Source organism: Streptomyces lincolnensis (assembly GCF_021173675.1).
Taxonomy (GTDB): Bacteria; Actinomycetota; Actinomycetes; order Streptomycetales; family Streptomycetaceae; genus Streptomyces; species Streptomyces lincolnensis_B.
This window is the reverse complement of the sequence record NZ_JAIHON010000025.1, coordinates 1-23,872: the sequence shown is the minus strand read 5'-3', so window position 1 is coordinate 23,872 and position 23,872 is coordinate 1. Positions and strand designations below refer to the sequence as shown.

Below are 23,872 nucleotides of genomic sequence, written 5' to 3'. Positions count from 1 at the left end.
ATGACCGGGCGCGGGAGGGGCGACAGTGAACCGTGGTGCGATCCGCCGACGCCTCGCGCTCGGGCTGGCCCTGCTGACCACATCCGCGACACTCACCCTCGCGGTGCCGGGCAACGCCCACGCCGCCGCCCCGGAGGCGGTCGGCACAGCCTGTTCCGGCCGCAAGATCAAGACGCTGCCGTTCTCCACCGGATCGGTGCGGGTCTACAAGCGGGGCGGCACGTTCTGCGTGATCACGCTGCCCAAGAACCCCGGACCACGGCAGTACATGATGGTCAGCGTCCAGGCACGCGGTTTCCACCCCTCCAAGGACGAGGGCATGTACACGCGCTTCGCCGGTCCGCGGGGGACACACGCCGGTCAGCGGAAGGTGCGGGTGAAGGGCGCGGTGGGCGCGGGATCGGTCGACACCGGCTGGGTCCGGTTCTGAATCACCGGCTCTGTACAGGGTTTTCCCCACGGAAGTACATCCGGACCCCATTTCCCCTGGTGCGCGGGCGACTTGCTCCGCTAGCTTCCGGCGGACATCTGTACTCACAGGGGAGGGTGCATGCGCAAGGCGCTCAGATGGCTGCTGGCGCTCACCGTGCTGATAGGCACGTTGACGACGGCGGGCGCGGCCACCGCCGCCGAGCCCGAGGCCACCGCCACCACGGACATCAGGGAACAGCTGCTCTCCATACCGGGGATGAGCCTGATCCAGGAGAAGCCGTACACCGGCTACCGCTACTTCGTCCTCAACTACACCCAGCCGGTCGACCACCGGAATCCGGCCAAGGGCACCTTCCAGCAGCGGATCACCGTGCTGCACAAGGACGTCGCCCGCCCGACGGTCTTCTTCACCAGCGGCTACAACGTCAGCACGAACCCCAGCCGCAGCGAACCGACCCGGATCGTGGACGGCAACCAGGTCTCCATGGAGTACCGCTTCTTCACCCCGTCCCGGCCCGACCCGGCCGACTGGACCAAGCTGGACATCTGGCAGGCCGCCAGCGACCAGCACCGCATCTTCAAGGCGCTGAAGAAGATCTACACCAAGAAGTGGATCTCCACCGGCGGCTCCAAGGGCGGCATGACCGCCACCTACTACGAGCGCTTCTACCCCCGTGACATGGACGGCGTCGTCGCCTACGTCGCCCCGAACGACGTGGTGAACCACGAGGACTCGGCCTACGACCGCTTCTTCGCGACCGTCGGCACCAAGGAGTGCCGCGACCGGCTGAACGCCGTCCAGCGCGAGGCGCTGGTGCGCCGCGAGTCCCTGGAGAAGAAGTACGCGGCGTACGCGGCCGACAACGAGTACACCTTCACCACCGTCGGCAGCCTGGACAAGGCGTACGAGGCCACCGTCCTGGACTACGTCTGGGGCTTCTGGCAGTACAACCTGCTGGCCAACTGCACCGACGACGAGCTGATCCCGCCGGACGCGAAGAACGCCACCGACGACCAGATCTGGAACTCGATCGACACCGTCTCCGGCTTCTCCTTCTACACGGACCAGGGCCTGAGCCCGTACACGCCGTACTACTACCAGGCCGCCACCCAGCTCGGCGCGCCGACGATCCACTTCCCGCACATCGAGAAGAAGTACATCCGCTACGGCTACCAGCCGCCCCGGAACTTCGTCCCGCGCGAGATCCCGACCCGGTTCCAGCCGTGGGTGATGCGTGACGTGGACAACTGGGTCCGCCACAACGCCCGCCACATGCTCTACGTGTACGGCCAGAACGACCCGTGGGGCGCCGAGCCCTTCCGTGTCGACAAGGGCGCCAAGGACTCCTACGTCCTCACCGCCCCCGGCATGAACCACGGTGCCAACGTCGCCGGCCTCGACGCCGACGAGGAGGCCTTCGCCACCGCCCGCATCCTGGACTGGGCGGGCGTCTCCGCCGCCGCCGTGGCCCAGGCCGAGCCGCTCGCGAAGTACGACGCGAAGCTCGACAAGCGGAACGTGGAGCGCGAGCTCACCCTGCGTCCGTGAGTGTCTGACACGAGCACCTGAGTGAGGGGCGGCCGACCGGTTCACCGACCGGTCGGCCGTCGCGTCACACGGGCCGCGCGCACCCCACCGGGCGCTCGCCGCCGAGCTGGACGTACAGGGCGGTGGACAGCGGGCACGCCGCGCGCCGGGTGACCGCCTCGGTCACCTTGTACTCGGGGCGCTTCTTGCCGGTGCCGTCGCACGCGGTCTCGCGGACCTGGCCGTCGCCCAGGCCGTAGACGCAGTCGCCCTGGATGGTGCGGGGTCCGCCCCCGCCGCCCGGATCGCCCGGGTGCGGCGGCTGGAGGTTGCGCATACACGCGTAGCCCTGGGGGATCGCCCCGTCGCCGTCCTCGTCGGACACCGGGCTTTGCTCGCTGATGTGCAGGACGAAGTCCGTGGTCCCCGGGCAGGCCGGACCGTCGCCGACCGTGCCGTCGTGGCGCGCCACCACCTTGGCCGCGGCGCGCTCACCGCGGCAGCCGACCTCGGTGAAGCTGGTCGTACCGAAGGAACTGCACTCGTCGACGGCGAGGAACACCGCTCCGTACCCGGAGGTCCGGCTGGGCGAGGGCGACGCTCCCGGTGCGAGGCGGCCGTCCTCCCCGCCGTCGCCGCCGGGTCCCTGGCAGCCCGTGAGCAGGGCGGCGAGCAGCGCCAGCAGCGCGCACACCGCCCCCACGGAACCTCTCTCGCGCATGGCCATCCCCCCGACACCCCCGCCCAGCGTGACCCGCCGCGGCGGGCACACGCCAGACGTGCGGGGTGCTTTGCGCCTTTTGGGGGTGCTGCACCGGTTGGTTGACGTACGTCTAGTACGTCAGCCCATGCCCGACCGGATACAGAACCTGCGCCGGATCGTCCGCCCGCTGCACCGGCACCGGCAGTTTCCCGCGCGGCGCGACCCGCCCCGCGATCACCCGTGCCGCCGCCCGGAGTTCGACGTCGGTCCAGGAGTAGGCCGCGAGGTGCGCCGGTACGGAGGGCAGGTGGGCCACGTCGTACGGGTTGCGGATCGCGACCGCGACCACCGGCCGGCCGGTCGCCACCAGCTGCTCGACCAGCGCCTTCTGCGCGCTGGTCGCCGAGACGTTGTACGTCCCGACCACCACCGCGTCCGCCTCTCCGGCCGCCGCGACGGCCCGTGCGATCGTGGCGGCGGACGGCGCCGTACCGGTGGACAGGGCGGTCGCGGTGAAGCCCAGTTCGGTGAGGGCGCCGGCGAGCACCCCGGTGGGCGGGCCGGTCGTGCCGGACGGCGAGGCGGGGTCGGCGCCGACCACGAGGACCTTGGGATGCTCGCGGGCGTCGAGCGGCAGCAGGTGCCCGGTGTTGACCAGCAGCGTGGTCGTCCGCTCGGCGATCCGGTCGGCCGCCGCCAGGTGGGCCCGGACGCCGACCGTGCGGGTGACCCCGTCCCGGCTGACGTACGGCTCCTCGAAGAGCCGCAGCGTCGCCTTCAGCCGCAGGATGCGCAGGATCGACGCGTCGAGCCGCTCCTCGGTGAGCTCTCCGTCCTGTACGGCCTTCAGGACCGCCTTCCACGCGACGTCCAGGGAGGGCGGGTTGAGGAGCTGGTCCACCCCGGCCTTCAGGGCGAGCACAGGCACCCGGTCGTCGCCGTACTTGGTGCGTACGCCCTCCATGCCCAGCGAGTCCGTGACCACGACCCCGTCGTAGCCGAGCTCTTCGCGCAGGATGCCGGTGAGGATCGGGTGGGAGAGCGTGGCCGGGTCGCCGGAGTCGTCGAGGGCCGGGAACTGGATGTGCGCGGTCATGATCGAGTCGATGCCGGCGCGGATCGCGGCCCGGAAGGGGGCGGCGTCCAGCCGCTCCCACAGCTCACGGCTGTGCGTGATGACCGGGAAGCCGTAGTGGCTGTCGACGGTGGTGTCCCCGTGCCCGGGGAAGTGCTTGGCGGTCGCGGCGACCCCGGCGCCCTCGTACCCGGCGACCTCGGCGGCGACGAGCGCGGAGACCGCTCCGGGGTCCGAGCCGAAGGAGCGGACGCCGATGACCGGGTTGGCCGGGTTGACGTTCACGTCGGCGACGGGGGAGTAGTTCTGCCGGATGCCGAGGGCCTTCAGCTCCCGTCCGGCGACACGGCCGAGAGCGCGGGCGTCCTGCCGTGAGCCGCCGGCGCCGATCGCCATCGCGCCCGGGAAGAGGGTGGCGGGCTCGCCGACCCGGCACACGATCCCGTGCTCCTGGTCGGTGGAGATCAGTACGGGCAGGCCGCGCGGCTGCGTGAGGGCCGCCCGCTGGATGCCGTTGGACAGGTCCGCGATCTGGTGCGGATCCCGGGTGTTGTGCGCCCAGGTGAAGTAGATGATGCCGCCGACCCGGTACTTCTCGACGAGTTCGGCCGCCGTGCGGACGCCGAGCTCCTTGAGGTTGGCGTCGATGTCCGCCTGGTCGGGGGCGGTGGCGGAGTGGCCGTAGACCCGCGACACGAAGAGCTGGCCGACCTTCTCCTCCAGTGTCATACGGGAGACGAGGGAGCGGAGCTTCTTGTCGTCGTGGCCGCCCGCCTGTGCGGGGGTGCCGGTGGCCAGGGCCGCGGCGACTCCTGCCGTGGCGGCAAGAACGGTACGTCTGGAGGGCACGTGGGCTCCTTCCGGAGATGATCCGCTGAAAGAAACTTCCGAGAGGTCACAACTATCCGGGAAGTTTCTGCCGGTCAAGGGCTCGCGGCAGCTGCTCACCCGTCCCCTCAACCCCGTTTCCCCCGGCTTCACCAACTTCGGGAAATCAGGGCGGAGGCGGGAACCCCGCCCCACTCCCGCTCGTCCAACCCGCAAGCTGTCGGAGAGTCACCACGGTGCGGTGTCGGCCTCGCTGCTGGCTGCGAACGCTGACCACCCTCTCCGCCGCGCCGCGGCCGGCAGCATGTCGCCATCGGCGCGCCCCCCTCCAACAGCGCCGATGGCGGCCCCAACCCCCGGTGTCCGGGCCCGTGCCGTTCCATTTCGTGGACGTCCCGGCGGTGCGTGCGGGCGTCGGGCGATCATGCGGGGCATGCCCGTAGTGGAGATCCCCGGTTCCAAGTCCATCACCGCCCGCGCGCTGTTCCTGGCGGCCGCGGCCGACGGTGTCACCACCCTTGTGCGCCCGCTGCGTTCGGACGACACGGAGGGCTTCGCCGAGGGGCTGGTACGGCTCGGCTACCGGGTGGGCCGGACACGGGACGCCTGGCAGGTCGACGGCCGCCCGCAGGGGCCCGCGGTGCCCGAGGCGGACGTGTACTGCCGGGACGGTGCCACCACGGCCCGCTTCCTGCCCACCCTGGCGGCGGCCGGCCACGGCACCTACCGCTTCGACGCCTCGCCCCAGATGCGCAGGCGCCCGCTGGGCCCGCTGAGCAGGGCCCTGCGCGACCTCGGCGTGGACCTGCGGCACGAGGAGGCCGAGGGGCACCACCCGCTGACGGTGACGGCGGCCGGGGTCGAGGGCGGCGAGGTGACGCTCGACGCGGGCCAGTCCTCGCAGTACCTGACGGCGTTGCTGCTGCTGGGCCCGCTGACCCGCACGGGCCTGCGGATCCGGGTCACCGACCTCGTCTCGGTGCCGTACGTGGAGATCACCATCGCGATGATGCGGGCGTTCGGGGCGGAGGTGACGAGGGAGGGCGACGTCTTCGTCGTCCCGGCGGGCGGCTACCGCGCCACCACCTACGCCGTCGAGCCCGACGCCTCCACGGCGAGCTACTTCTTCGCGGCGGCGGCGGTGACCCCCGGCGCGGAGGTGACCGTCCCCGGCCTCGGCACCGGGGCGCTCCAGGGCGACCTGGGCTTCGTGGACGTGCTGCGGCGGATGGGCGCCGAGGTGTCCGTGCGCGAGGACCGCACGACGGTCAGGGGGACCGGTGAACTGCGCGGCCTGACCGTCGCCATGCGGGACATCTCCGACACCATGCCGACCCTCGCCGCGATCGCCCCCTTCGCCTCGGGACCGGTGCGGATCGAGGACGTGGCCAACACCCGCGTCAAGGAGTGCGACCGCCTGGAGGCCTGCGCGGAGAACCTGCGCCGACTGGGCGTCGAGGTGGCCACCGGTCCGGACTGGATCGAGATCCGCCCGGGAGCCGTTCCCACCGGTGCCGAGGTGAGGTCCTACGGCGACCACCGCGTCGTGATGTCCTTCGCGGTCACCGGGCTGCGGGTGCCCGGTATTTCGTTCGACGACCCCGGATGCGTCCGCAAGACTTTCCCCGGTTTCCACGAGGAGTTCGGGGCGCTGAGCGCGCGGTTGTGAGAGGTGGCGAGGGTGGACTTCAAGCTGGCGGCACCGGTCCTGGAGGGCGAGTTGGTACGCCTTGAGCCCCTGGACCGGCGGCACGTCCCCGACCTGGCCGCGGCGGCCGAGGAGGACCGTGCCACCTACGCGTTCACCTGGGTGCCCCGCGCCGACGAGGTCGAGGAGTACGTCGACGCGCAACTCGCCCGCGCCGCCACGGGACGCCTCGCCCCGTACGCGCAGATCTCGGCGGCCACCGGCCGGGCGGTCGGCGCCACCTCCTACTGGGAACCGCGCTGCTGGCTGGCCGACGACCGGCTCGACGCCGTCGAGATCGGCTTCACCTGGCTCGCCCGCTCCGCCCAGGGCACCGGCATCAACGCCGAGGCCAAGCTCCTCCTCCTGGCCAACGCCTTCGAGAAGTGGGGCGTCTCCCGCGTCGACCTCAAGACCGACGCCCGCAACGAACGCTCCCGCGCCGCCATCCAGAACATCGGCGCCCGCTTCGAGGGCGTCCTGAGGAACTGGTCCCGCTCCTCGGCCCCGGGCGAGCGCGACCGCCTCCGCGACTCCGCGATCTTCTCCATCACGGCGGAGGAGTGGCCGGAACGCCGGGCACGGCTGGAGGAGCGGGTGGCGGGGTTCCGGGGGCGGCCGTAGAGGGGTGTCGTAGGGGGGGCCGGTCGCCTGGAGTTCGTACTCGCCCACGGCCTGCCGCCCCGCCCGACGGCCAGGTCAGGGCCCGACAGCCAGGTCAGGCCGAGTCGTTGAGCAGCCTCGCGAGGTGGTCGCGGCCCGCGGACAGCAGGTCGGGCAGGGGTGCGGCGGCCTCGTACCACCGCTTCTCGTACTCCCAGCACAGCCAGCCGTCCCAGCCGTGCCGGGAGAGGACCTCCACGCACTCGGCGAGTGGCAGGACGCCGGCGCCGAGGGGGAGGGGGGTGGTGTCGTCGGCGGAGGCGATGTCCTTGACCTGGACGTATCCGAGGTGGGGGGCGAGGGCGGCGTAGGACTCCGAGGGCTGCTCGCCGCCCAGCCAGGTGTGCATGACGTCCCAGAGCGAGCCGACGTTGCGGTGGCCGACCGGGCCCAGGATCCGGATCGCGTCGGCGCCGGTGCGGTGCGAGTCATGGGTTTCGAGCAGGATGCGTACGCCGAGGTCGGCCGCGTACTCCGCCGCCGTGCCCAGTCGCCGGGCGGCCGTGGCGTCGGCCTCCTGACGGCTCTGCTCGGTGCCGCCGCCGGGGAAGACCCGTACGAAGGGGGCGCCCAGGTCGCGGGCGAGGTCCAGGAGCCGGTGGATCTCCTCGATCACGGGCTCGTCGTCGCCCGGCGCGGCCACCCGGGCGTACCCGGCGAGGCCCAGGAGTTCCACGCCCGCCGCCTTGAACTCGGCCGCCGCGTCCGCCCGTCGGCCGAGATCGAGATCGGGGTGGACCGGCTCCTCCGGGTGGGCGCGCAGCTCGACGCCGTGATAGCCGTGCGTGGTCGCGAGCCGCAGCACGTCGGCGAGGGGGAGGCCGGGAACACCGAGGGTGGAGAACGCCAGTTTCATGGTCCCTACTCTCACGCGCGTGCCCGCTCCGGTCCAGACGGGGGCCGGTGCGGGTCGGTTCTGTCGTCGTTCACTCCCCGCTGCCCTGAAGAGCCAGCCGCCAGTCCTGGCCGTTGAGGTCCTTGCCGAAGGAGCGGTGGGGTTTCTCGCCGACGAGGACGAAACCGTGGCGCTGGTAGATCCGGCGGGCGGCGGCGAGCACGTCGTTGGTCCACAGCACGAGGTCGCGGTAGCCGACGCCCCGGGCGAAGTCGACGACGGCGGTGACGAGCCGGTCCCCGATGCCCAGGCCGCGCGCCTCGGGCTCGACCAGCAGCAGCCGCAGCCGTGCGGTGGCCGGGGCGTCGTCCCGTACGCACATCACGGCACCCACCGGCCGCCCGTCCAGCTCGGCGATCCACACCCGCTCCAGATGCGGATCGTGGTCCTCCGCGAAGTCGGCGACGATCCTCGCCACCAGCCCCTCGTAGTCCGCGTTCCAGCCGTACTCGGCGGCGTACAGCGCGGCGTTGCGCTGCACGATCCAGCCGAGGTCGCCGGGCCCCGGTTCGCGCAGCACGACGTCCTCGCGGCGCGGCGGCCGGCCGTCGGACAGCAGTTCGCGGACGGTCCGCATCGCCTCGGAGAGACGCGGCCGGTCGGCGGAGGGGACGGTGGCCAGCAGCGAGCCCACGGACTCGTTCGCCCGCTCGGCGAGCAGTACGGCGGTCTCCCGGCCGCGCGCGGTCAGGCTGACGTGCCGTCGGCGGGGGTCGCGGTGCGAGGCGGTCCGCTCGATCAGCCCGTCCTGCTCGAACTTGTTGAGGATACGGCTCAAGTACCCCGCGTCCAGGGACAGTTCGGTCCGCAGATCGGCCGCGTCCGTACGCGGGGAGTGCGCGAGCTCGTACAGCACGCGGGACTCGGTGAGCGTGTAGGGGGCGTAGAGGTGGCGGCTGTAGTCGAGGGCCCCGATGACGTTCGTGTAGAAGCGGTTGAAGGCGCGGATGTCCTGCACGGTCATGATCGTCGACCCCCGGATGGTTGGCGCGGATGGTTGACTCAGTCAGAGGTTTCTCTGACTGAGCCTAGGCCGATGGACGCCGCCCGTCCACGCTTTTGTCCACGGCCGGCCCGTCCAGATCGACCCCGTCGACCACGTCGACTCCCCACGCGGTCGCGAACGGCGGGAACCTGTTCGCGGCGGCGTGCGCCGCCATCCGGGCGTTCCGCTCCCGCGCCTCGGGCCCGTCCGGCAGATGGTTCAGCGCCCCCTGCCGGGAGGACCCGGCCTGCACGCTGTTGGCGGTCCCGAACCGCCGGCGCGCGTACCGGTCGAGCGCCTCCGGCACCTCGCCCGGCGCCACCCCCGCGAGGACGTCGCCGAGCACCCCCGCGTCCATGATCGCCTGCGCCGCGCCCTGGGCCTGGAAGGGCACCATCGCGTGCGCGCTGTCGCCCAGCAGCGTCACCCGCCCGACGCCCCACCGGGTGAGCGGGGCCCGGGTGTGGATGCCGTAGCGGAGCATCTGTCCCGCCCGCTCCAGGATGGCGAGCACCCGGGAGTCCCAGCCGTCGAACCGGCGCAGCTGCTCGCCCGGTTCGGCCCGCGCGGTCCACGACTCCGGCGCCGCCCGCGTCTCCACCACGCCCACCACGTTGAGCAGCTCCCCGCGGCGCACCCAGTAGTGGACGAAGTGCCGGCCCGGTCCGAGCCAGAGGGCCACGTCCGGCAGGTCCAGATCGGCCACCGCGGCGGCCGGGAGCAGCGCCCGGTAGGCGGCCGTACCCGAGAAGACCGCCTCATCCGCGCCGAAGAGCCACTGCCGGGCCGCCGACCGGACGCCGTCGGCGGCGACGACCAGGTCCGCGCGCAGCCGCTCACCGCCCGCGACCGTGACGTACGCGGACTCCTCGTCCTGGTCGACGCCCACGACCGGGGTGTCCAGCTGCACCGACCCGGCCGGTACCGCGGCGGCCAGGACCCGCTGGAGATCGGCCCGGTGGAGCAGCAGATAGGGCGCCCCGAACTCCTCCTCGACCTCACGGCCCAGCGCGTAGCGGCAGATCTCGCTCCCGTCCGACCAGGTGCGGTAGCTCAGCACGGCGGGCCGGGCCGCCTGCGCGGCGACCGCGTCCAGCAGCCCCAGCCGGCGCAGCACGCGCGTGGCGTTGGGCGCGAGCTGGATCCCGGCGCCGATCTCGGTGAACCGTGGCGTCTGCTCGACCAGGGTGACGTCCAGCCCGGCCCGCCGCATGCTCACGGCCGCGGCCAGCCCGCCGATGCCGGCCCCCACGACGATGGCGTCCATACGTCAGTCGGTGCCGGAGTCGGAGCCTGATCCGGGGGCGGGCGCGGCGGTCGCCTTCCGGTACACGCACACCTGCGTGCCGGTCGGGGAGGTGGCCGTGGACACCAGCTCGAAGGTGCTCTTCACACCGTCGTCCGGGAAGATCGACTTGCCGCCGCCGAGGACGACCGGCATCACCATGAGCCGCAGCTCGTCCACGAGCCCCTCGCTCATCAGCGTCCGGGCGAGCTCGGAACTGCCCGTGACCACCAGGTCCCGGCCCTCCCCGCTCTCCCGCAGCTTGCGCAGGTGCGCCAGGGCCTCGTCCCCCGGAATCAGCACACTGTTGTTCCAGCTCAGCTCGCTGTCCTTCAGGGTCCGGCTCACCACGTACTTCTTGATCGAGTTCATCCGGTCGGCGAAGGGATCCTCCGTCTGCTGCGGCCACGCCTTGGCCATCGCCTGCCATGTCCGCCGCCCGAACAGCAGCGCGTCCGCCTCCGCCAACGCCGCGTCCCACGACCCGCCGACCACGTCCGGGTCGAAGTACGGGTGCGTCCAGCCGCCGTGCGCGAAGCCGCCGTCCGTGTCCTCCTTGGCGCCGCCGGGCGCCTGTACGACGCCGTCCAGACTGATGAAAGCGGTGATCACGATGCGCATGGGACTCTCCGGTTCCTCGCGGGATGCTTGATCAGCAGGTACGGAAGTGCAGACCGTGGCGCGGTGCGGAACTCATCGGTCGGCGGAACTCATCGGTCGATCGAGCGTACGACGGGGGCGGCGCCGACACGGCTGAACGGCGGCTTCCGGCGCACCTGCGCTAAATCCGTTTCGTCCCGGGTCGCGGGCGCCCTACCGTGACGCGGTGACGACGACCCAGGTGATCCTTCTGAACGGCGGTTCCAGCTCCGGCAAGTCCGGGATCGTCCGCTGCCTCCAGGCCGTCCTGCCGGACCCCTGGCTGGCCTTCGGCGTCGACTCCTTCGTCGAGGCGCTGCCCGCCAAGCTGCAGGACTCCGCCGACGGCATCACCTTCGCCCCCGACGGCGGCGTCCACGTCGGCCCCGCCTTCGCCGCCCTCGACGCCGCCTGGACCACCGGCATCGCCGCCATGGCCCACGCCGGCGCCCGTGTCATCGTCGACGACGTCTTCCTCGGCGGCCCCGCCTCCCGCCACCGCTGGGAGCGGGCCCTTCACGGCCTCACCGTCCTCTGGGTCGGCGTCCACTGCGCCCCCGCCACCGCCACCGCCCGCGAGATCGCCCGCGGCGACCGCGTCCAGGGCATGGCCGCGTCCCAGGCCCACGTGGTCCACCAGGGTGTCTCCTACGACCTTGAGGTCGACACGACGCACACGGAGTCCTTGACGTGTGCGGAGACGATCGCGGCGCGCGTCGGCTGACCGGCGCGTCTATCCCGTTATCCCGTTATTCCTTGAGCCAGGTCATGAGGCGCGTGCGCTCCTCGTCGCACCGGCCGCTGACGGATGCCTGGGCGCCGCCCGGGCTGAAGGTGGAGCCGTACGGTCCGGAGGTGAGCGCGCAGGATTCCCGTACGGGCTGTAGCGCGTAGTAGCCGAACGCGGCCAGCGCCACGACCAGCAGGGATGTCAGCAAGTAGCGGCGGGCCATGGGGAAGGGCATGCGGTGATGCTATCGGCGCCGCACCTGGCCGCCTGTGCACTCCTCCTACGAAAGATCCGCATTTGGCTTTTTTCGGAGATATTCCGCAAAGACACGTTCAAGTTTCCGAAGCTGTGGAACCGCGGGCCGCCGAAGACAGCCCGGACAAAACGGCTCCATTCACTCGGCGGGCACAGGTCGTCCATGCTTTCTGCTGGGGATCAACTGGAGATTCCTTTGCCGCCGATTGAGGGAAAACAGAACTGCGGAATCCGTCACACACGGGCCGTGCGAGCATCTGCCCCGGTCGCGCATCTCGGCGTCGACGCCAAGTCGCGGGGGGTGGCTGATGCTCCGTCAGAGTTTCTGTGCAGGCCTCTGGTTGTTCCGGTCGCAGGGTATTGCGATGAGCTGGAGAACTGGGAACAAAGTGACCGGTGGAAAAGCCGTGCGCGGAGTGGCGGCCGCACTCGCGGTCGGGGGAATCCTGGCCGCGACAAGCGCCTGCGAAGCGTCTCCCGCCGCAGCGCATCAGCCAGGAGCAGACCTCGTGGCCACGCGAGTGTCGCCGACCGCCACGCCCACGCTCGCTTCCACCGCGTCGGTCTCGCTGCCCGTCGAGGACTATCTGCTGAAGAACGACGAGCACGCGGAAATGCTCTACGCGTCGAAACTCCTCGTTCGGCAGTGCATGGCCCGCTTCGGTTTCGACTACGCCGTCGACCCCGGGTCGAGGTCCCCGGTCGACCCGAAGGGGGACGCGGCCAACATGGCCCGCCGTTACGGGATTTCCGATGCGCGGACCGCGGCACGCTACGGCTACCACCTGCCCGCGAACGCCCTGCCGACCCCGCCGGCCGACACGCGGCCGATGAGCGATGCCGCACGTGAGGTGTTCCTCGGTGACACCCCGCGGGCAGACGGCGGCGGGGTGAAAGTAAGGCAGTACAAGGGGCAGCAGATCCCGGCCCATGGCTGTTCCGGCGAGGCGGAGCGGAAACTCGGCAAGGGGCTCGACGAACGGCTGTCCGAAAGCATCAACGACGCCAGTTTCCAGCAGTCCATGGCGACACCTCAGGTGACCGCCGCTTTCCGGTCCTGGTCGGCGTGCATGCGGAAGAGCGGTTATACCTTCGGCAGTCCCCTGGAACCGCTCAGGTCCCGTTTGTCCGCCTCGCCGTCGGCTTCCGAGATTCACATGGCGGAATCCGACGTGGCGTGCAAGGAGAAGACCAACCTCATCGGGATCTGGGTCGCCGTGGAATCGGCCATTCAGAAGTCGCTGATCGAGAAGAACCAGGAAGCCCTGACCCAGGAGCGGTCCACCGCCCGGACGACACTCGACCGTTCCGCGAAAGTCATCGCCGAAGGAGCGTCCTCGTGAACCGCTCCCACGCGTCGGGGGACGTGACCTCGCCGGGTGCTGCGGTCGCCGGCTCACGGCTGGCCCGTCGCCGCCGGTGGACGGTGGTGGCCGCGTGCTCCTCGGCCGTCCTGTCGGCGGGCGGTGTGTACGCCACACAGTGGGTGCAGTCGCCGGCGGAGGCCGCCGCCCGTACCCAGGTGCCGCAGGCGAGCGTCATCACGGCCCCCGTGGTGCGCCAGGTCCTGCGGAACACCCTTGTCTTCCGCGGGTCCTTCTCGGACGGGAGAACCGTTACGGCCACGCCGACCGGCGTCGCCGCCACCCAGCCCGCTTCGCAGCCTTCCGCTTCGCAGCCGTCCGCACTCGTGGTCACGGACGTGTTCGCCCGGCCCGGCCAACGGGTGAAAGCGGCGCAGCCGCTGGTGGAGTACGACGCGCGCCCTGTCTTCGCACTGCCCGGGGCCTTCCCCATGTACCGCGATCTGACCGTGGGCGACGAAGGCAAGGACGTCGTCCAGGTGCAGAGGGCGCTGCACTCCCTCGGCCGGCCGACCGGCTCCGACCCGTCCGGCACGTTCGGCTCCGGCACGGCGGCCGCCGTGCGGCACATGTACGCCGCGATGGGCTACGCACCCCCGCTCACCACGTCCGCCGGCACCGTCTCCCGGGGCCCCGGGCCCGAGGCCACCGTGATGCTGCCCTCGTCCGAGGTCGTCTTCGTGCCCTCCCTGCCCGCACGGGTGGTCTCCGTGCCCGTGCACGTGGGTGACGCGGTCAAGGGCCCGGTCGTCACCCTCGCCCGCGGCGACATGACGCTCACCGGATTCCTCGACCCCTCCGAACGCGGCCTCGTCACGGCCGGCGCGAAGGCCGACATCCTCGCCGAGGCGACCGGCGCGCACGCCACGGGCACGGTGGCCTCGGTGGGTGCCCTGGTCACCCCCGGCGCCGGGAAGGACGACTCGGCGTCGGACGACAGCGCCGCCGACGCGCGGCAGGACAGCGCCTATGTGCCCGTCAGGATCGGGGGCGGCGGGTCCTGGGACAAGACGTTCGCCGGCCAGGACGTCCGCATCACCATCACCGCCGCCGCCACATCCAGGGCCGTCACCGCCGTACCGGAAGCGGCGATCACGGCGGGCGCGGACGCCCGGTCCACGGTCACCGTGGTGCCCGCCTCGGGCGGCGCGCAGCGTGTCGTACCGGTGACCACGGGAGTGTCGGCCGACGGTCTGGTGCAGGTCACGACAACGCGTGGCCACACACTCCGGGCCGGAGACCGGGTGGTGGTGGGCACATGACCTCTGAGTACATGGCCTCTGAGTACGCGTCCCCCGACTACACAACAACCGCCACCGCGCCCTCCCCGGTGCTGGATCTGCGGCGCGTCTGCAAGGTGTATCCCGGCTCGCCGCCCGTGACCGCCCTCCATCCGACGGATCTCCGCGTCGAGGCCGGCGACTTCCTGGCCGTGGTGGGCCCGTCCGGGTCCGGGAAGTCGACCCTCCTCAACCTCCTGGGGCTGCTGGACCGCCCCACCCAGGGCAGCTACCGGCTCTCCGGCACGGATGTGGCGACCCTGACCGAGCGGGACCGCGCCGCTGTGCGCGGGCGCCGGGTCGGGTTCGTCTTCCAGGCCTTTCATCTGCTGCCCCACCGCACCGCGCTGGAGAACGTCGCCCTCGCCCGGCTCTACGTCACCCCGCGCGGCGCACACCGTCAGGCCGACGCGGCGCGCACCCTGCGCGAGGTCGGCCTCGGCCACCGGCTGGACGCCCTGCCCTCCCAGCTGTCGGGGGGCGAGAGGCAACGGGTGGCCATAGCGCGTGCCGTGGTCAACACCCCGGACATCCTGCTGTGCGACGAACCGACGGGAAACCTGGACTCGGCGACGGCCGGCGCGGTGATGGACCTGTTGGCGGAGCTCAACCAGGCCGGCGCCACCATCGTCGTCATCACCCACGACCCGGCCGTGGCACAGCGCGCACGACGCCGGGTCACCATCCTGGACGGCCGCCTGAGCGAGACGGCTTGCCTGAGCGAGAAGGCCCGCCTGAGCGAGACGGCGAAGAGCGGCCGGACCGCGGGAGGCCCCCGATGAACCGGCGAAGACACGACGGCCCGGCCGCCACCCGGCTCACCTGGCGCGACATGGCGGCCGAGGCCCTGGCGGGCGTCGTCCAGCGGCCGGGACGCTCCGTGCTGACGCTGCTCGGCACCGTCCTGGGAGTGGGCGCCTTCGTCTCCGTGCTCGGCCTGACGTCCACCGCCACCGGACAGATCGGCGCCTCGTTCAGCCTCCTCCAGGACACCACGGTGACCGTCGACGACACCGGGGCCACCCCGCACGGCTCCGTCGCGTCCGTCGCGGCCCAGGACGCGGGCATGGACGCGGGCATGGACTTCCCGGCCGACACCGATGAGCGACTCGGGCGGCTCAACGGCGTTGTGGACGCCGGTGTCTGGTGGAACGTACCGCTGCGTCACCCCACCGTCTCCGCGCGGCCCGAGGTCACCACGGCCGCCACCACCGACAGCGATCTCACCGGTCTGCGGGTGCTCGCGGCGTCTCCCGGGACGCTGCGCGCCATGCAGCCGACGCTGTCCACCGGGACCCTGTTCAACGAGTTCCACCAGCGCCGCAAGGAACGGGTCTGCCTGCTCGGGAGCACCGCGGCCCGCCTGCTGGGCATCACCCGGGTCGACAACCGGCCGGCCGTCTTCATCGATGGAGCCGCCTACACGGTCCTGGGCATCGTCGCCACCACTCAGCGCCTGCCCCAGAGCCTGCTCTCGGTGCTCATTCCCTCCAGCGCGGCACTGCACGCGTACGGCCCTCCGACGGACGACCCCGCCCAGGCGCTGATCCGTACCCGGACCGGTGCGGCCCCGCTCGTCGCCCGGCAGGCCCCCCTGGCGCTGCTGCCCGTCCACCCCGGCCTCCTGCACGCCGTCCCGCCGCCCGATCCGCACGAACTGCGCGACCGGGTCGACACCGACCTGTCCGGGCTGTTCCTGGTCCTCGCGGCGATCTGCCTGATCGTGGGAGCGGTCGGCATCGCCAACACCACGCTCGTGTCCGTACTGGAACGCACGGGAGAGATCGGCCTGCGCAGGGCACTGGGCGCCCGCCGCCGTCACATCACCGCCCAGTTCCTCACCGAGTCCACCGCGCTGGGGGCCCTGGGCGGCCTGACCGGCACGGTCATCGGGGTCGCCGTCGTCATCGGCACGGCCCTGGCCCGCCACTGGACCGCCGTCCTTCAGCCGTACGCCGTCCTGCCCGCCCCGCTCATGGGCATGGCCGTCGGGTTCCTCGCCGGGCTGTATCCCGCCCTGCGCGCAGCCCGCATCGAACCGCTCGAAGCGCTCCGCCACTGAGCCGCCGCCCGTTCCGCGCAGTCCACCGGACGAAGGAGCCCCAGGATGACCATGTCCCACCGACTACTTGCCCGCCAGGCCCAGGTTGGCCCCGTCGCGCAGATCCGAGAATCCCTGCGCGATCACGGCTGCCGGGTCGAGGCACTCCCGGCGGACGTCCGCCGCCGTGGGCCCGGTCGCGCACCCCAAGGACTCGTACGTGCGTACGGCCGCCTGGATCTTCCGCGCACTGGCGTCCAGCGTCGCGAATCCCGTACGTCCGCCGATCTCACGCAAGGCCAGCTCGGCGGCGTCGGACGTGGCATCGGCCGTCGCCTGGCACTGGGAGGTGAAGAGCTGAGGCGACGTCGCCGAACACGAGGACTCCACACCCGACCCGAGCTTTTCCTCGTCCGCCGATATGCGCTCCTCCAGAGCGTTCTTCACCTTCTCGGCGATCTGCGCCCTGGTCGGTGCGGACGGCTCGCTCGGCGAAGGCGCGGAACTGCCCGACGGCCGGACCGAAGGCCCCTGGTCTCCGGAACCGCTGCACCCCGTGCAGAAAAGCGCCGCCAGGCTGAGCAATGCCGCCACCGGCACCACATATCTCTTCATCGTCGACCCCTTTGAATGGTGGCGCCACCCTATCGGACCCAGCCGGAAGGGAATGGAAAGTATTTCCAAAATGGGCGTCGACATCCGAAGCGAAACATCCGAAACCAAACATCCGAAACGAAACATCCGAGAAAACTCCGAGAGGATTCCCGTGCGTCTCAGACTCACAGCCGGCGCAGTGATCTGCGCCATCGCCGCTCTCCTGTGCACAGCCCCGTCAGCGGCAGCCCTGGGCAACGGTGACTACACCACGTGCTCCCACTACGAGGGCACCCTCTGCCTCTTCTACAACTCCAACCTCGGCGGCTCCCGAGTCGGCATCTACGGCCAGGTTCCGAACTACGGCGTCATCGAGCCCGCATGCAGCGACCAGGGCTGCCCCGCCTACATCTTCGAGACAAGCGGAAGCGGCGAATACCAGCACGTGAAGAACAATGCCGCCTCCGTCTACAACGAGGCGAGCTGGGTCTACTGGGTCTACTACAACAGCAATTACAGCGGCCCGCGCGACCAGTGGGACCCCGAGGGCTACGGCACGTTCTACGGAAACCTGAACGCGACGTACAACGAAAACGCCTCGCAACTGGCGAACGCCGACCTCTGATCAGCCGCAGACGCACAGGAATAGGGACGTACGTGAAAAGGCTATTGAGACGCCGGCGAATACCGCTGGTTCTCGCCGCGGTGACCGCCCTGGCGATACCCGTGGCGACGCAAGCCCAAGCAAGCCAGCAAAGACCCGACTCCGCACCGAGACAAGCCAGTTCGTCTCCGAAGTCACCTAAGGCGACCAAGTCACCTAAGCCGACCAAGGCGACCCAGGCGACCAAAGTGCCCAAGTCGTCCGCGATCCCCCGCACCCTGCGGGACATCGTCCTCGGCAAGGGCTGGAAGACCTCCACCGACCGGGCCGTGACCACCGCCGCCGACAGCGACGGACTGCATCTGCTCGTCGCGGACAGCAAGAACGGCTACGCGTGGAAGACGGTCACCGTCCTGAGCGAGCCGCGGCTTCCGGCCGATACCTGGATCGGCGACAGCTGTGTCATGGACGACCACCACGCGGCCGTCGTCTACGCCCCCCGCACCTTCACCAACAAGCCGGACCTGATGATGGGCGGCGCGTTCACGGCCATCGTGAACCTCGACGACGGCAGCGTCACCAAGCTGCCGTTCACGGCCTCCCTGGCCTACTTCGACCCGACCTGCGACCCGGCCACGCACACCGCCGCCTTCACCGCCCTGCGTGACACCCGGTCGCGCCTGGTCACGGTGGACACCAGGGGCGCCACCGTCGCCGACACCACGGCGAAGGGCGAGATCACCTCGGCCGTGCCCACCAAGGACGGGGTCGTCGCGGCCGCCGGGAACCGACTCGTCCACGTCGACCGCAAGGGCAGGACCACCGAACTCACCGCCACCGAGCACGCCCCGTACGGCATCCACGTGACCGGCGACGGCACGGTCACCTACATCGACCGCACCAGCGACACCGGCGCCGAGGTGCAGACGTATGCCCACGGCAGGAAGCGGACCGTCGCGAGCGGCGGGCTCGTCGCGATGAACCTGCGCCAGGGCACGGACGGCACGGTCTACCTCACCGGAAAGGCCCGCCACGGCAAGGACTTCGCGGGCAGCGGTATCAAGGCCCTGAACGTCTCCCCCGACGCGGAGGTCTCCACCCGCGGACGCCTGGCCGTCGACCCCGTCGTCTCCCCGGCGGTGCTCGCGGGCGTCAGGAACATCGAGGACGCCGGCCGGGGCTTCACCAGGACCACGGTCAGGGAACCCGCGGCCCGGACGACACCGGGCCGGGTCGGCCACGCGCTGACCGTCACCGGCACCGTCCCGGCCACCGGCAGGCACACGACCCAGACGGCCGCCGCGCCCGGCACCACCGCGGGCAGCGGGACCTCGCCGGCGCTGACCGGCTCCGCGAAGCCGCGGACGTCCACCAGGAGCATGCTGACCGCGGCCGACGCCGACCCGAGGGCCAACGACCCGGTCGACACCGACGCCTGGTGCTCCGTGCCCCGCAACGACACCGCCACCCAGGCGCTCCAGCCGACCCCGAACCAGGTCGAGTGGGCCGTGGACATGGCCGTCCGGGGCGACCTGCGCTCCGGCTACCTCACCCAGGGCGGCTGGCGCTCCCAGACCGGCCTCTCCACCATCGATCCGCAGGGCATGTTCCCCGTCCCCACCCTGAACACCGGCGGCAGCGGTCGTATCCCCGCCCAGGTCGAACTGGGCATCCTCGCCCAGGAGTCCAACCTCTGGCAGGCCGAATCCGGCGCCATCCCGGGCCAGATGGGCAGCCCGCTCGCCGCGGTCGACGGCTACTACGGACACCAGAGCGGCGGCACGCTCGCCGACTACTGGACGATCCACTGGGACCAGTCCGACTGCGGCTACGGCGTCGGCCAGATCACCGACGGCATGCGCAAGGCCGGATACGAGAAGACGGGCGAGACCTCCCTCCCCGTCAGCACGCAGCGCGCGGTCGCGATCGACTACGCCACCAACATCGCCGCCTCGCTCCACATCCTCGCCGACAAGTGGAACGAGGTGCACGAGTCCGGCCAGACCATCACGGTGAACAACGACGACCCGGCCAAGCCGGAGAACTGGTTCGCCGCCGTGTGGAACTACAACCTCGGCTTCAACAAGAAGGCGGACGAGGGCACCAACGGCAACTGGGGCCTGGGCTGGTACAACAACCCCGCCAACCCCGTCTATCCGGCGTCCCGGCTGAGCTTCATGAACACCGACGTCGACCCCCTCGCCGCCAAGGACGCCGCCCACCCGCAGGACTGGCCCTACGAGGAGAAGGTGATGGGCTGGTCCGCCTGGTCCATCGACACCGGCCACTCCTACGCCACCTCCGGCCGCCAGGACTGGCCCGGCGAGTCCGGCTTCTCCTCCGCCGGCTTCCGGCCCGCCTACTGGAACGGCACGACCGGCGCCTACACGACCCCCGGCGCCGCGACCTACAACCGGGCCCACGTCTCGCCGCCGCTCGACACGTTCTGCAACTCCCAGAACAACTGCGACACCGCCAGTCCGCCCAACTGCCCCGACGCCGGCTGCTACACCCAGTACTGGTGGAACGCGTCCAACGCCACCTGGAAGTCCGACTGCTCCTCGACCTGCGGATTCGAGAACATCAAGTACCAGACCCTGGTCAGCGAGCCAGGACGCGGCTCCCGCCTCCAGTACGGCACGCCGGTGTGCGGTGGAGCACCGTCGGGCGCCGTCGTCGTCGACGACGTGCCGGCGGGCACCAACACCTGGAGCAGCTGCGGAACGACCACGACCGACGGCTCGTTCCAGTTCACCTTCTACCCGGACCCGAACGCAACCGGTCCCGGCCTCGGGCAGTACGACGCCAAGGCCGACCTGCACCAGATAGGCGGCGGCTACGACGGCCACTTCTGGTACGCCCACACGCGTGACGCCGACCACCTGGGCGGCGACGGCGGACGCATGACGGTCCTCGGCGACTGGAAGTTCGGCAGTGCGATCGCGGGTGGCCAGGGCAAGGTCTACGTGCACATCCCCGACACCGGAGCGGACACCACGGACGCCACCTATCAGGTCGTCACGAAGTTCGGCACGTTCGACAAGACCATCTCGCAGGACGCCAACGAATCGAACTCCTGGGTGTCCCTGGGCGGTTACCGGTTCGGTGACACACCGCCGGAGGTGAAGCTGTCCAACACCACGGGCGACGGCACCGGGGACGACGACATCGCCTGGGACGCCGTCGCGGTCGTGCCCGGCGACTTCAGCGGCATGCCCGAAGTCGACTTCGGGGCGGAGAACCCGGACGCCCCGGATCCCGACGACATCGCCTCCCAGACGCCCGACGACGCTCCCGCGCCCACGGACGAAGGGCTCTCCGCCCTCACGGCACAGCACACCGCACCGCACATCGCACACGCCACCGCACAGGACACGGCCGCGGGCGGTACCGCGGGCGGGTGCTCCACGACCAGCGGCAAGGTCCACCTCTGCGCGGGCCCCTACAAGCCGTGGAGCGAGCTGTCGAAGAGCTCGGCCACAGCGATCACGCCGAAATCCCTCGGCAGCCACGCGGCAAGCTCCGAGCCGGTCCCCTGGTGCAAGACCGCTCCCGGATCCGACTTCCAGTACACCCGGACCCAGGGATGTCTGCGCGGCGGCTACGCCCTGTACGTCAAGGACGACAACGGTGACGTGATCGGCGGCGGAAACGTCAAGGTCGTCCAGGAGATCAAGCTCGAACCGACCTCGAACCAGTTCACCACCTGGACGGAGTTCTCCCTGCCGGACCTGACCGGCGTGGCCTCCGCGACGTTGGACGACTTCTTCGAGGACTGCTGGGCCATGAGCGACTGCACCGCGGACGCGCCGGGTCCCTGGAGCGGGAGCACCACCTGGACAGAAGGGGACCAGCACACCGCCAGCCGGACCGACACCTACAGCTGGAACAAGGTGGCCGGCGGCCAGGCCACGCTCGGCCTGGACTGGAACACCAGCTGGAGCTCTCCCGGTACCACGACCACGGCGAACAACCAGTGGAAGGACACGGCGTTCGCCATCCGCTGCGACAACCAGGTCGGCGGCAACACCGGGTGCGTCTTCCCCAAGGTCACCCCGACCCTGTTCCTCACCCGGGAGAAATACCCGGCCGCCGCGGCCTATTACTGGGTCCTGATGGAGAAATTGGCCTCTCACCCGGGGAGCAAGAAATACCAGTCGCCACTCCACCGCCTCGCGGACGACACGACCGCACAGAACAACAGGAACAAGATGTGCCTGTATGCGGTCGCCGAATGGAACCCGAACCCGAACGCGATCGGGACGAGTTGCGACGAGTACCCCTTCGCCAAATCGCGTGAGAGCGGCGGAATGACGCTGGCCTCGGGCAAGTCGTGCGTACAGATGTACGCGGTGAGGAACTCCGACGGCACCTACACGCTCAAGCTCGACGAGAACTACGCCTACCCGACCTGGAACGAGATCTGCGGGCGCGCCGCCATCACGAGCACCCAGAACTCGGCGGCCGGAGGTGCGCTGGGCCGGTTCACGACAGCGGTGAGGCTGCTCGACTACGACGCGTACTACGTCAACACCGGTTACGAGTCCTGCGATCTCAGCCAGGTCTGCGACCTCGGCTGACCTACTGCGGGGGGCGGGTGTGCCATTCGAGCATCCGCCCCTCGTGCAGCACGGGAACGCGCGGTACGGAGGTCACCGGAGTGCCGTTCTCCACCGAGTCGCACAGATCCACGAGCATGAGATCCATCCGCGGCCACAGCAGGCGGTACTCGGGATCACCGAACGACATCTCCCCGATCTCTCCCCGGTGATGATGCCGATGGTCCACGAACAGCAGATCGCCGGAGATGTTCCGGGCGAGCGGCACCCATTGCGTGTCGGCGATGCGGCCGACGACCAGGTCCTCCTCCCCCTCCTCGCGGGCGTCCTCCACCATCGAGACGAGATCCCGATGAGCTTCCAGGATTCCGTCGACGTCCAGGAGGCTGTAGCCGAGGAGAAAGGCTCCCGGCTCCGTACTGGACCTCCGCGGGGCGACGCCGTTGTGCAGTGCGAGGGTGGTCCTCACATCCTCATGGAGAGGGAAGCCGAGGCTGTCCTCCAGGCGCTTTGTCTCGCCGTTCGAACAGCCCGGCCGCAAGGACCCGTGGTCTCCGGGAGCATGCTCGACCAGCCAGTTGTCGAAGCGCTGCCACAATTCGGTGAGACCAGGTATTCCGGTAGCCATGACTGATTCTCTACCACCTGGTGATTAATCCTCGGGCCATGCGAGTGCATCGTTCTGCACAAGGACGCGCTGAAGCGCACCCCGCACCCACCCGCAGGAGGCTGACTCGTGGGAGGCAGTACATCTCACTCCCGGTCCAGGCCATCTCGGCTCGCCCGGTGTTCGAGACCGAGGCCCAGCCGTCCCGGCCCCCCCACCCACCCGCATTTTCAGTCTGTCCGGCGTTTGAGGACGAGGCCCCTTAAGGGCCGACAGGGGGTCCAGGGGGCGGAGCCCCCTGGGGGCGGTCACCCGAACACAGGGCACCCCACGCACCCACGCCCACCGTCACCCGCGCGGCCCCCCAGAAGACCCCCGGACCATCAGCTCCCCCCGAACCGTCGCGATACCCCCCGGCGGCGGCTCCTCCCGCCCCATCGCGATCCGCCCCGCCCGAGCCCCCGCCTCCGCGAGCGGCAACCGCACGGTCGTCAGCGCGGGCACCGCGTCCACGCTGAACGGCAGATCGTCGAACCCGGCGACGGAGACGTCCTCAGGAATCCGCAGCCCGGAATCGCGCAGCGCCGCACACGCCCCGAGCGCGACGGAGTCGTTCGCGGCGACGACAGCGGTCAACGCCGGATCCCGCCGCAGCAGCTCCAGCGTGCCGTCGTAGCCGGACTGCCGGTCGTAGCGCCCCCACACGGTCCACCGGGGATCCTCGGCGATCCCGTGGGCGTCGAGGGCCGCCCGGTGCCCCTCCAGCCGGTGCCGCGTGGTCGTGCGCTCCTCGGGTCCGGCGATGTAGCCGAGCCGCCGGTGCCCCAGCCCGATGAGGTGCTCGGTCAGCTCCCGCCCGCCCCCACGGTTGTCGAAGGTCAGTGCGATCGCCCCGGTCTCCGGCGCCGGCGGCCGCCCGCACAGCACGATCCGCGTCCCCGCCTCCGCGAGCTTCCGCAGCTTCGCCGACATGGCCGCCTGGTGCGGCACGTCCTCCACGGCCCCGCCGGTCAGGACGACCGCCGCGGCCCGCTGCCGCTGCAGCAGGGTCAGATACGTCAGCTCCCGCTCGGGAGAACCCCCCGTGTTGCACACGACCGCCAGCCGCTCACCTCCGG

21 protein-coding genes are annotated in these 23,872 nt (G+C 70.8%); 11 read left to right on the top strand and 10 right to left on the bottom strand.

Going from position 1 to position 23,872, the window contains the following annotated elements:
* The first annotated feature begins 25 nt into the window (after positions 1-25).
* Together K4B79_RS44870 and K4B79_RS44865 are read left to right on the top strand one after the other, a co-directional pair.
* Positions 26-430 carry a hypothetical protein gene (locus K4B79_RS44870; RefSeq protein WP_232033231.1) on the top strand — a complete coding sequence of 135 codons (405 nt, stop codon included), beginning with the start codon at positions 26-28 and terminating at the stop codon, positions 428-430.
* Between the two features lie 120 nt (positions 431-550).
* Positions 551-1,981: a S28 family serine protease gene (locus K4B79_RS44865; RefSeq protein ID WP_232033230.1), complete on the top strand. Its 1,431-nt coding sequence runs from the start codon at positions 551-553 to the stop codon at positions 1,979-1,981.
* A gap of 64 nt (positions 1,982-2,045) precedes the next feature.
* Here K4B79_RS44865 and K4B79_RS44860 read toward each other — a convergent pair whose 3' ends face one another.
* Together K4B79_RS44860 and K4B79_RS44855 are read right to left on the bottom strand one after the other, a co-directional pair.
* Complete coding sequence (locus K4B79_RS44860) at positions 2,046-2,681, bottom strand: hypothetical protein (RefSeq protein ID WP_232033229.1); 636 nt, start codon at positions 2,679-2,681, stop codon at positions 2,046-2,048.
* 112 nt (positions 2,682-2,793) lie between these two features.
* Positions 2,794-4,587, bottom strand: a complete 1,794-nt coding sequence (locus K4B79_RS44855; RefSeq protein ID WP_232033228.1) for a glycoside hydrolase family 3 protein — start codon at positions 4,585-4,587, stop codon at positions 2,794-2,796.
* 412 nt (positions 4,588-4,999) lie between these two features.
* Here K4B79_RS44855 and aroA point away from each other — a divergent pair, with 412 nt between their 5' ends.
* Together aroA and K4B79_RS44845 are read left to right on the top strand one after the other, a co-directional pair.
* Positions 5,000-6,235, top strand: a complete 1,236-nt coding sequence (gene aroA, locus K4B79_RS44850) for a 3-phosphoshikimate 1-carboxyvinyltransferase (protein ID WP_232033227.1) — start codon at positions 5,000-5,002, stop codon at positions 6,233-6,235.
* Between the two features lie 12 nt (positions 6,236-6,247).
* The gene (locus tag K4B79_RS44845) at positions 6,248-6,877 is read left to right on the top strand and encodes a GNAT family N-acetyltransferase (protein ID WP_232033226.1); all 630 of its coding nucleotides are present in this window, start codon (positions 6,248-6,250) and stop codon (positions 6,875-6,877) included.
* Positions 6,878-6,971: 94 nt separating this feature from the next.
* On the opposite strand, the gene K4B79_RS44840 is transcribed toward K4B79_RS44845, so the two are convergent.
* The 4 genes from K4B79_RS44840 to K4B79_RS44825 all read right to left on the bottom strand — a co-directional run bounded on the left by K4B79_RS44840 (position 6,972) and on the right by K4B79_RS44825 (position 10,702).
* Positions 6,972-7,772: a sugar phosphate isomerase/epimerase family protein gene (locus tag K4B79_RS44840; protein WP_232033225.1), complete on the bottom strand. Its 801-nt coding sequence runs from the start codon at positions 7,770-7,772 to the stop codon at positions 6,972-6,974.
* Between the two features lie 70 nt (positions 7,773-7,842).
* The gene (locus K4B79_RS44835; protein ID WP_232033224.1) at positions 7,843-8,775 is read right to left on the bottom strand and encodes a bifunctional helix-turn-helix transcriptional regulator/GNAT family N-acetyltransferase; all 933 of its coding nucleotides are present in this window, start codon (positions 8,773-8,775) and stop codon (positions 7,843-7,845) included.
* A gap of 64 nt (positions 8,776-8,839) precedes the next feature.
* Positions 8,840-10,063 carry an FAD-dependent monooxygenase gene (locus tag K4B79_RS44830; RefSeq protein WP_232033223.1) on the bottom strand — a complete coding sequence of 408 codons (1,224 nt, stop codon included), beginning with the start codon at positions 10,061-10,063 and terminating at the stop codon, positions 8,840-8,842.
* A gap of 3 nt (positions 10,064-10,066) precedes the next feature.
* Positions 10,067-10,702, bottom strand: a complete 636-nt coding sequence (locus K4B79_RS44825; RefSeq protein ID WP_232033222.1) for a dihydrofolate reductase family protein — start codon at positions 10,700-10,702, stop codon at positions 10,067-10,069.
* 205 nt (positions 10,703-10,907) lie between these two features.
* On the opposite strand from K4B79_RS44825, the gene cpt reads away from it, so the two are divergent.
* Positions 10,908-11,444, top strand: a complete 537-nt coding sequence (cpt, locus tag K4B79_RS44820) for a chloramphenicol phosphotransferase CPT (RefSeq protein WP_232033221.1) — start codon at positions 10,908-10,910, stop codon at positions 11,442-11,444.
* 25 nt (positions 11,445-11,469) lie between these two features.
* Here cpt and K4B79_RS44815 read toward each other — a convergent pair whose 3' ends face one another.
* On the bottom strand, positions 11,470-11,685 hold the full coding sequence (locus tag K4B79_RS44815; protein ID WP_232033220.1) for a hypothetical protein: 216 nt from the start codon (positions 11,683-11,685) through the stop codon (positions 11,470-11,472).
* Between the two features lie 427 nt (positions 11,686-12,112).
* Between K4B79_RS44815 and K4B79_RS44810 the strand changes: the two genes are divergently transcribed.
* From K4B79_RS44810 to K4B79_RS44795, 4 genes are read left to right on the top strand one after another with little or no spacing between them, the layout of a single operon-like run.
* Complete coding sequence (locus K4B79_RS44810) at positions 12,113-13,048, top strand: hypothetical protein (RefSeq protein ID WP_232033219.1); 936 nt, start codon at positions 12,113-12,115, stop codon at positions 13,046-13,048.
* Complete coding sequence (locus tag K4B79_RS44805; protein ID WP_232033218.1) at positions 13,045-14,331, top strand: peptidoglycan-binding protein; 1,287 nt, start codon at positions 13,045-13,047, stop codon at positions 14,329-14,331. The genes K4B79_RS44810 and K4B79_RS44805 overlap by 4 nt, the downstream gene beginning before the upstream one ends.
* A gap of 11 nt (positions 14,332-14,342) precedes the next feature.
* A complete protein-coding gene (locus K4B79_RS44800; protein ID WP_232033296.1) occupies positions 14,343-15,131 on the top strand; it encodes an ABC transporter ATP-binding protein in 789 nt (262 codons plus the stop codon).
* Entirely contained in the window at positions 15,128-16,411 is a 1,284-nt protein-coding gene (locus K4B79_RS44795; RefSeq protein ID WP_232033217.1) for an ABC transporter permease, read from the top strand. Before K4B79_RS44800 ends, K4B79_RS44795 begins: the two co-directional genes overlap by 4 nt.
* A 63-nt stretch (positions 16,412-16,474) precedes the next feature.
* Here the strand turns inward: K4B79_RS44795 and K4B79_RS44790 are convergent, their stop codons facing one another.
* Entirely contained in the window at positions 16,475-16,837 is a 363-nt protein-coding gene (locus K4B79_RS44790) for a hypothetical protein (RefSeq protein ID WP_232033216.1), read from the bottom strand.
* Here K4B79_RS44790 and K4B79_RS44785 point away from each other — a divergent pair.
* Positions 16,812-17,609, top strand: coding sequence for a peptidase inhibitor family I36 protein (locus K4B79_RS44785; protein ID WP_232033215.1), 798 nt, complete (start codon positions 16,812-16,814; stop codon positions 17,607-17,609). The two genes, K4B79_RS44790 and K4B79_RS44785, sit on opposite strands and share 26 nt — an antisense overlap.
* 227 nt (positions 17,610-17,836) lie before the next feature.
* On the top strand, positions 17,837-22,168 hold the full coding sequence (locus tag K4B79_RS44780; protein ID WP_232033214.1) for a golvesin C-terminal-like domain-containing protein: 4,332 nt from the start codon (positions 17,837-17,839) through the stop codon (positions 22,166-22,168).
* A 1-nt stretch (position 22,169) separates the two neighbouring features.
* Here K4B79_RS44780 and K4B79_RS44775 read toward each other — a convergent pair whose 3' ends face one another.
* A complete protein-coding gene (locus tag K4B79_RS44775; RefSeq protein WP_232033213.1) occupies positions 22,170-22,775 on the bottom strand; it encodes an SMI1/KNR4 family protein in 606 nt (201 codons plus the stop codon).
* A 327-nt stretch (positions 22,776-23,102) separates the two neighbouring features.
* A partial coding sequence (locus K4B79_RS44770) for a LacI family DNA-binding transcriptional regulator (protein ID WP_232033212.1) occupies positions 23,103-23,872 on the bottom strand: 770 nt, incomplete at its 5' end.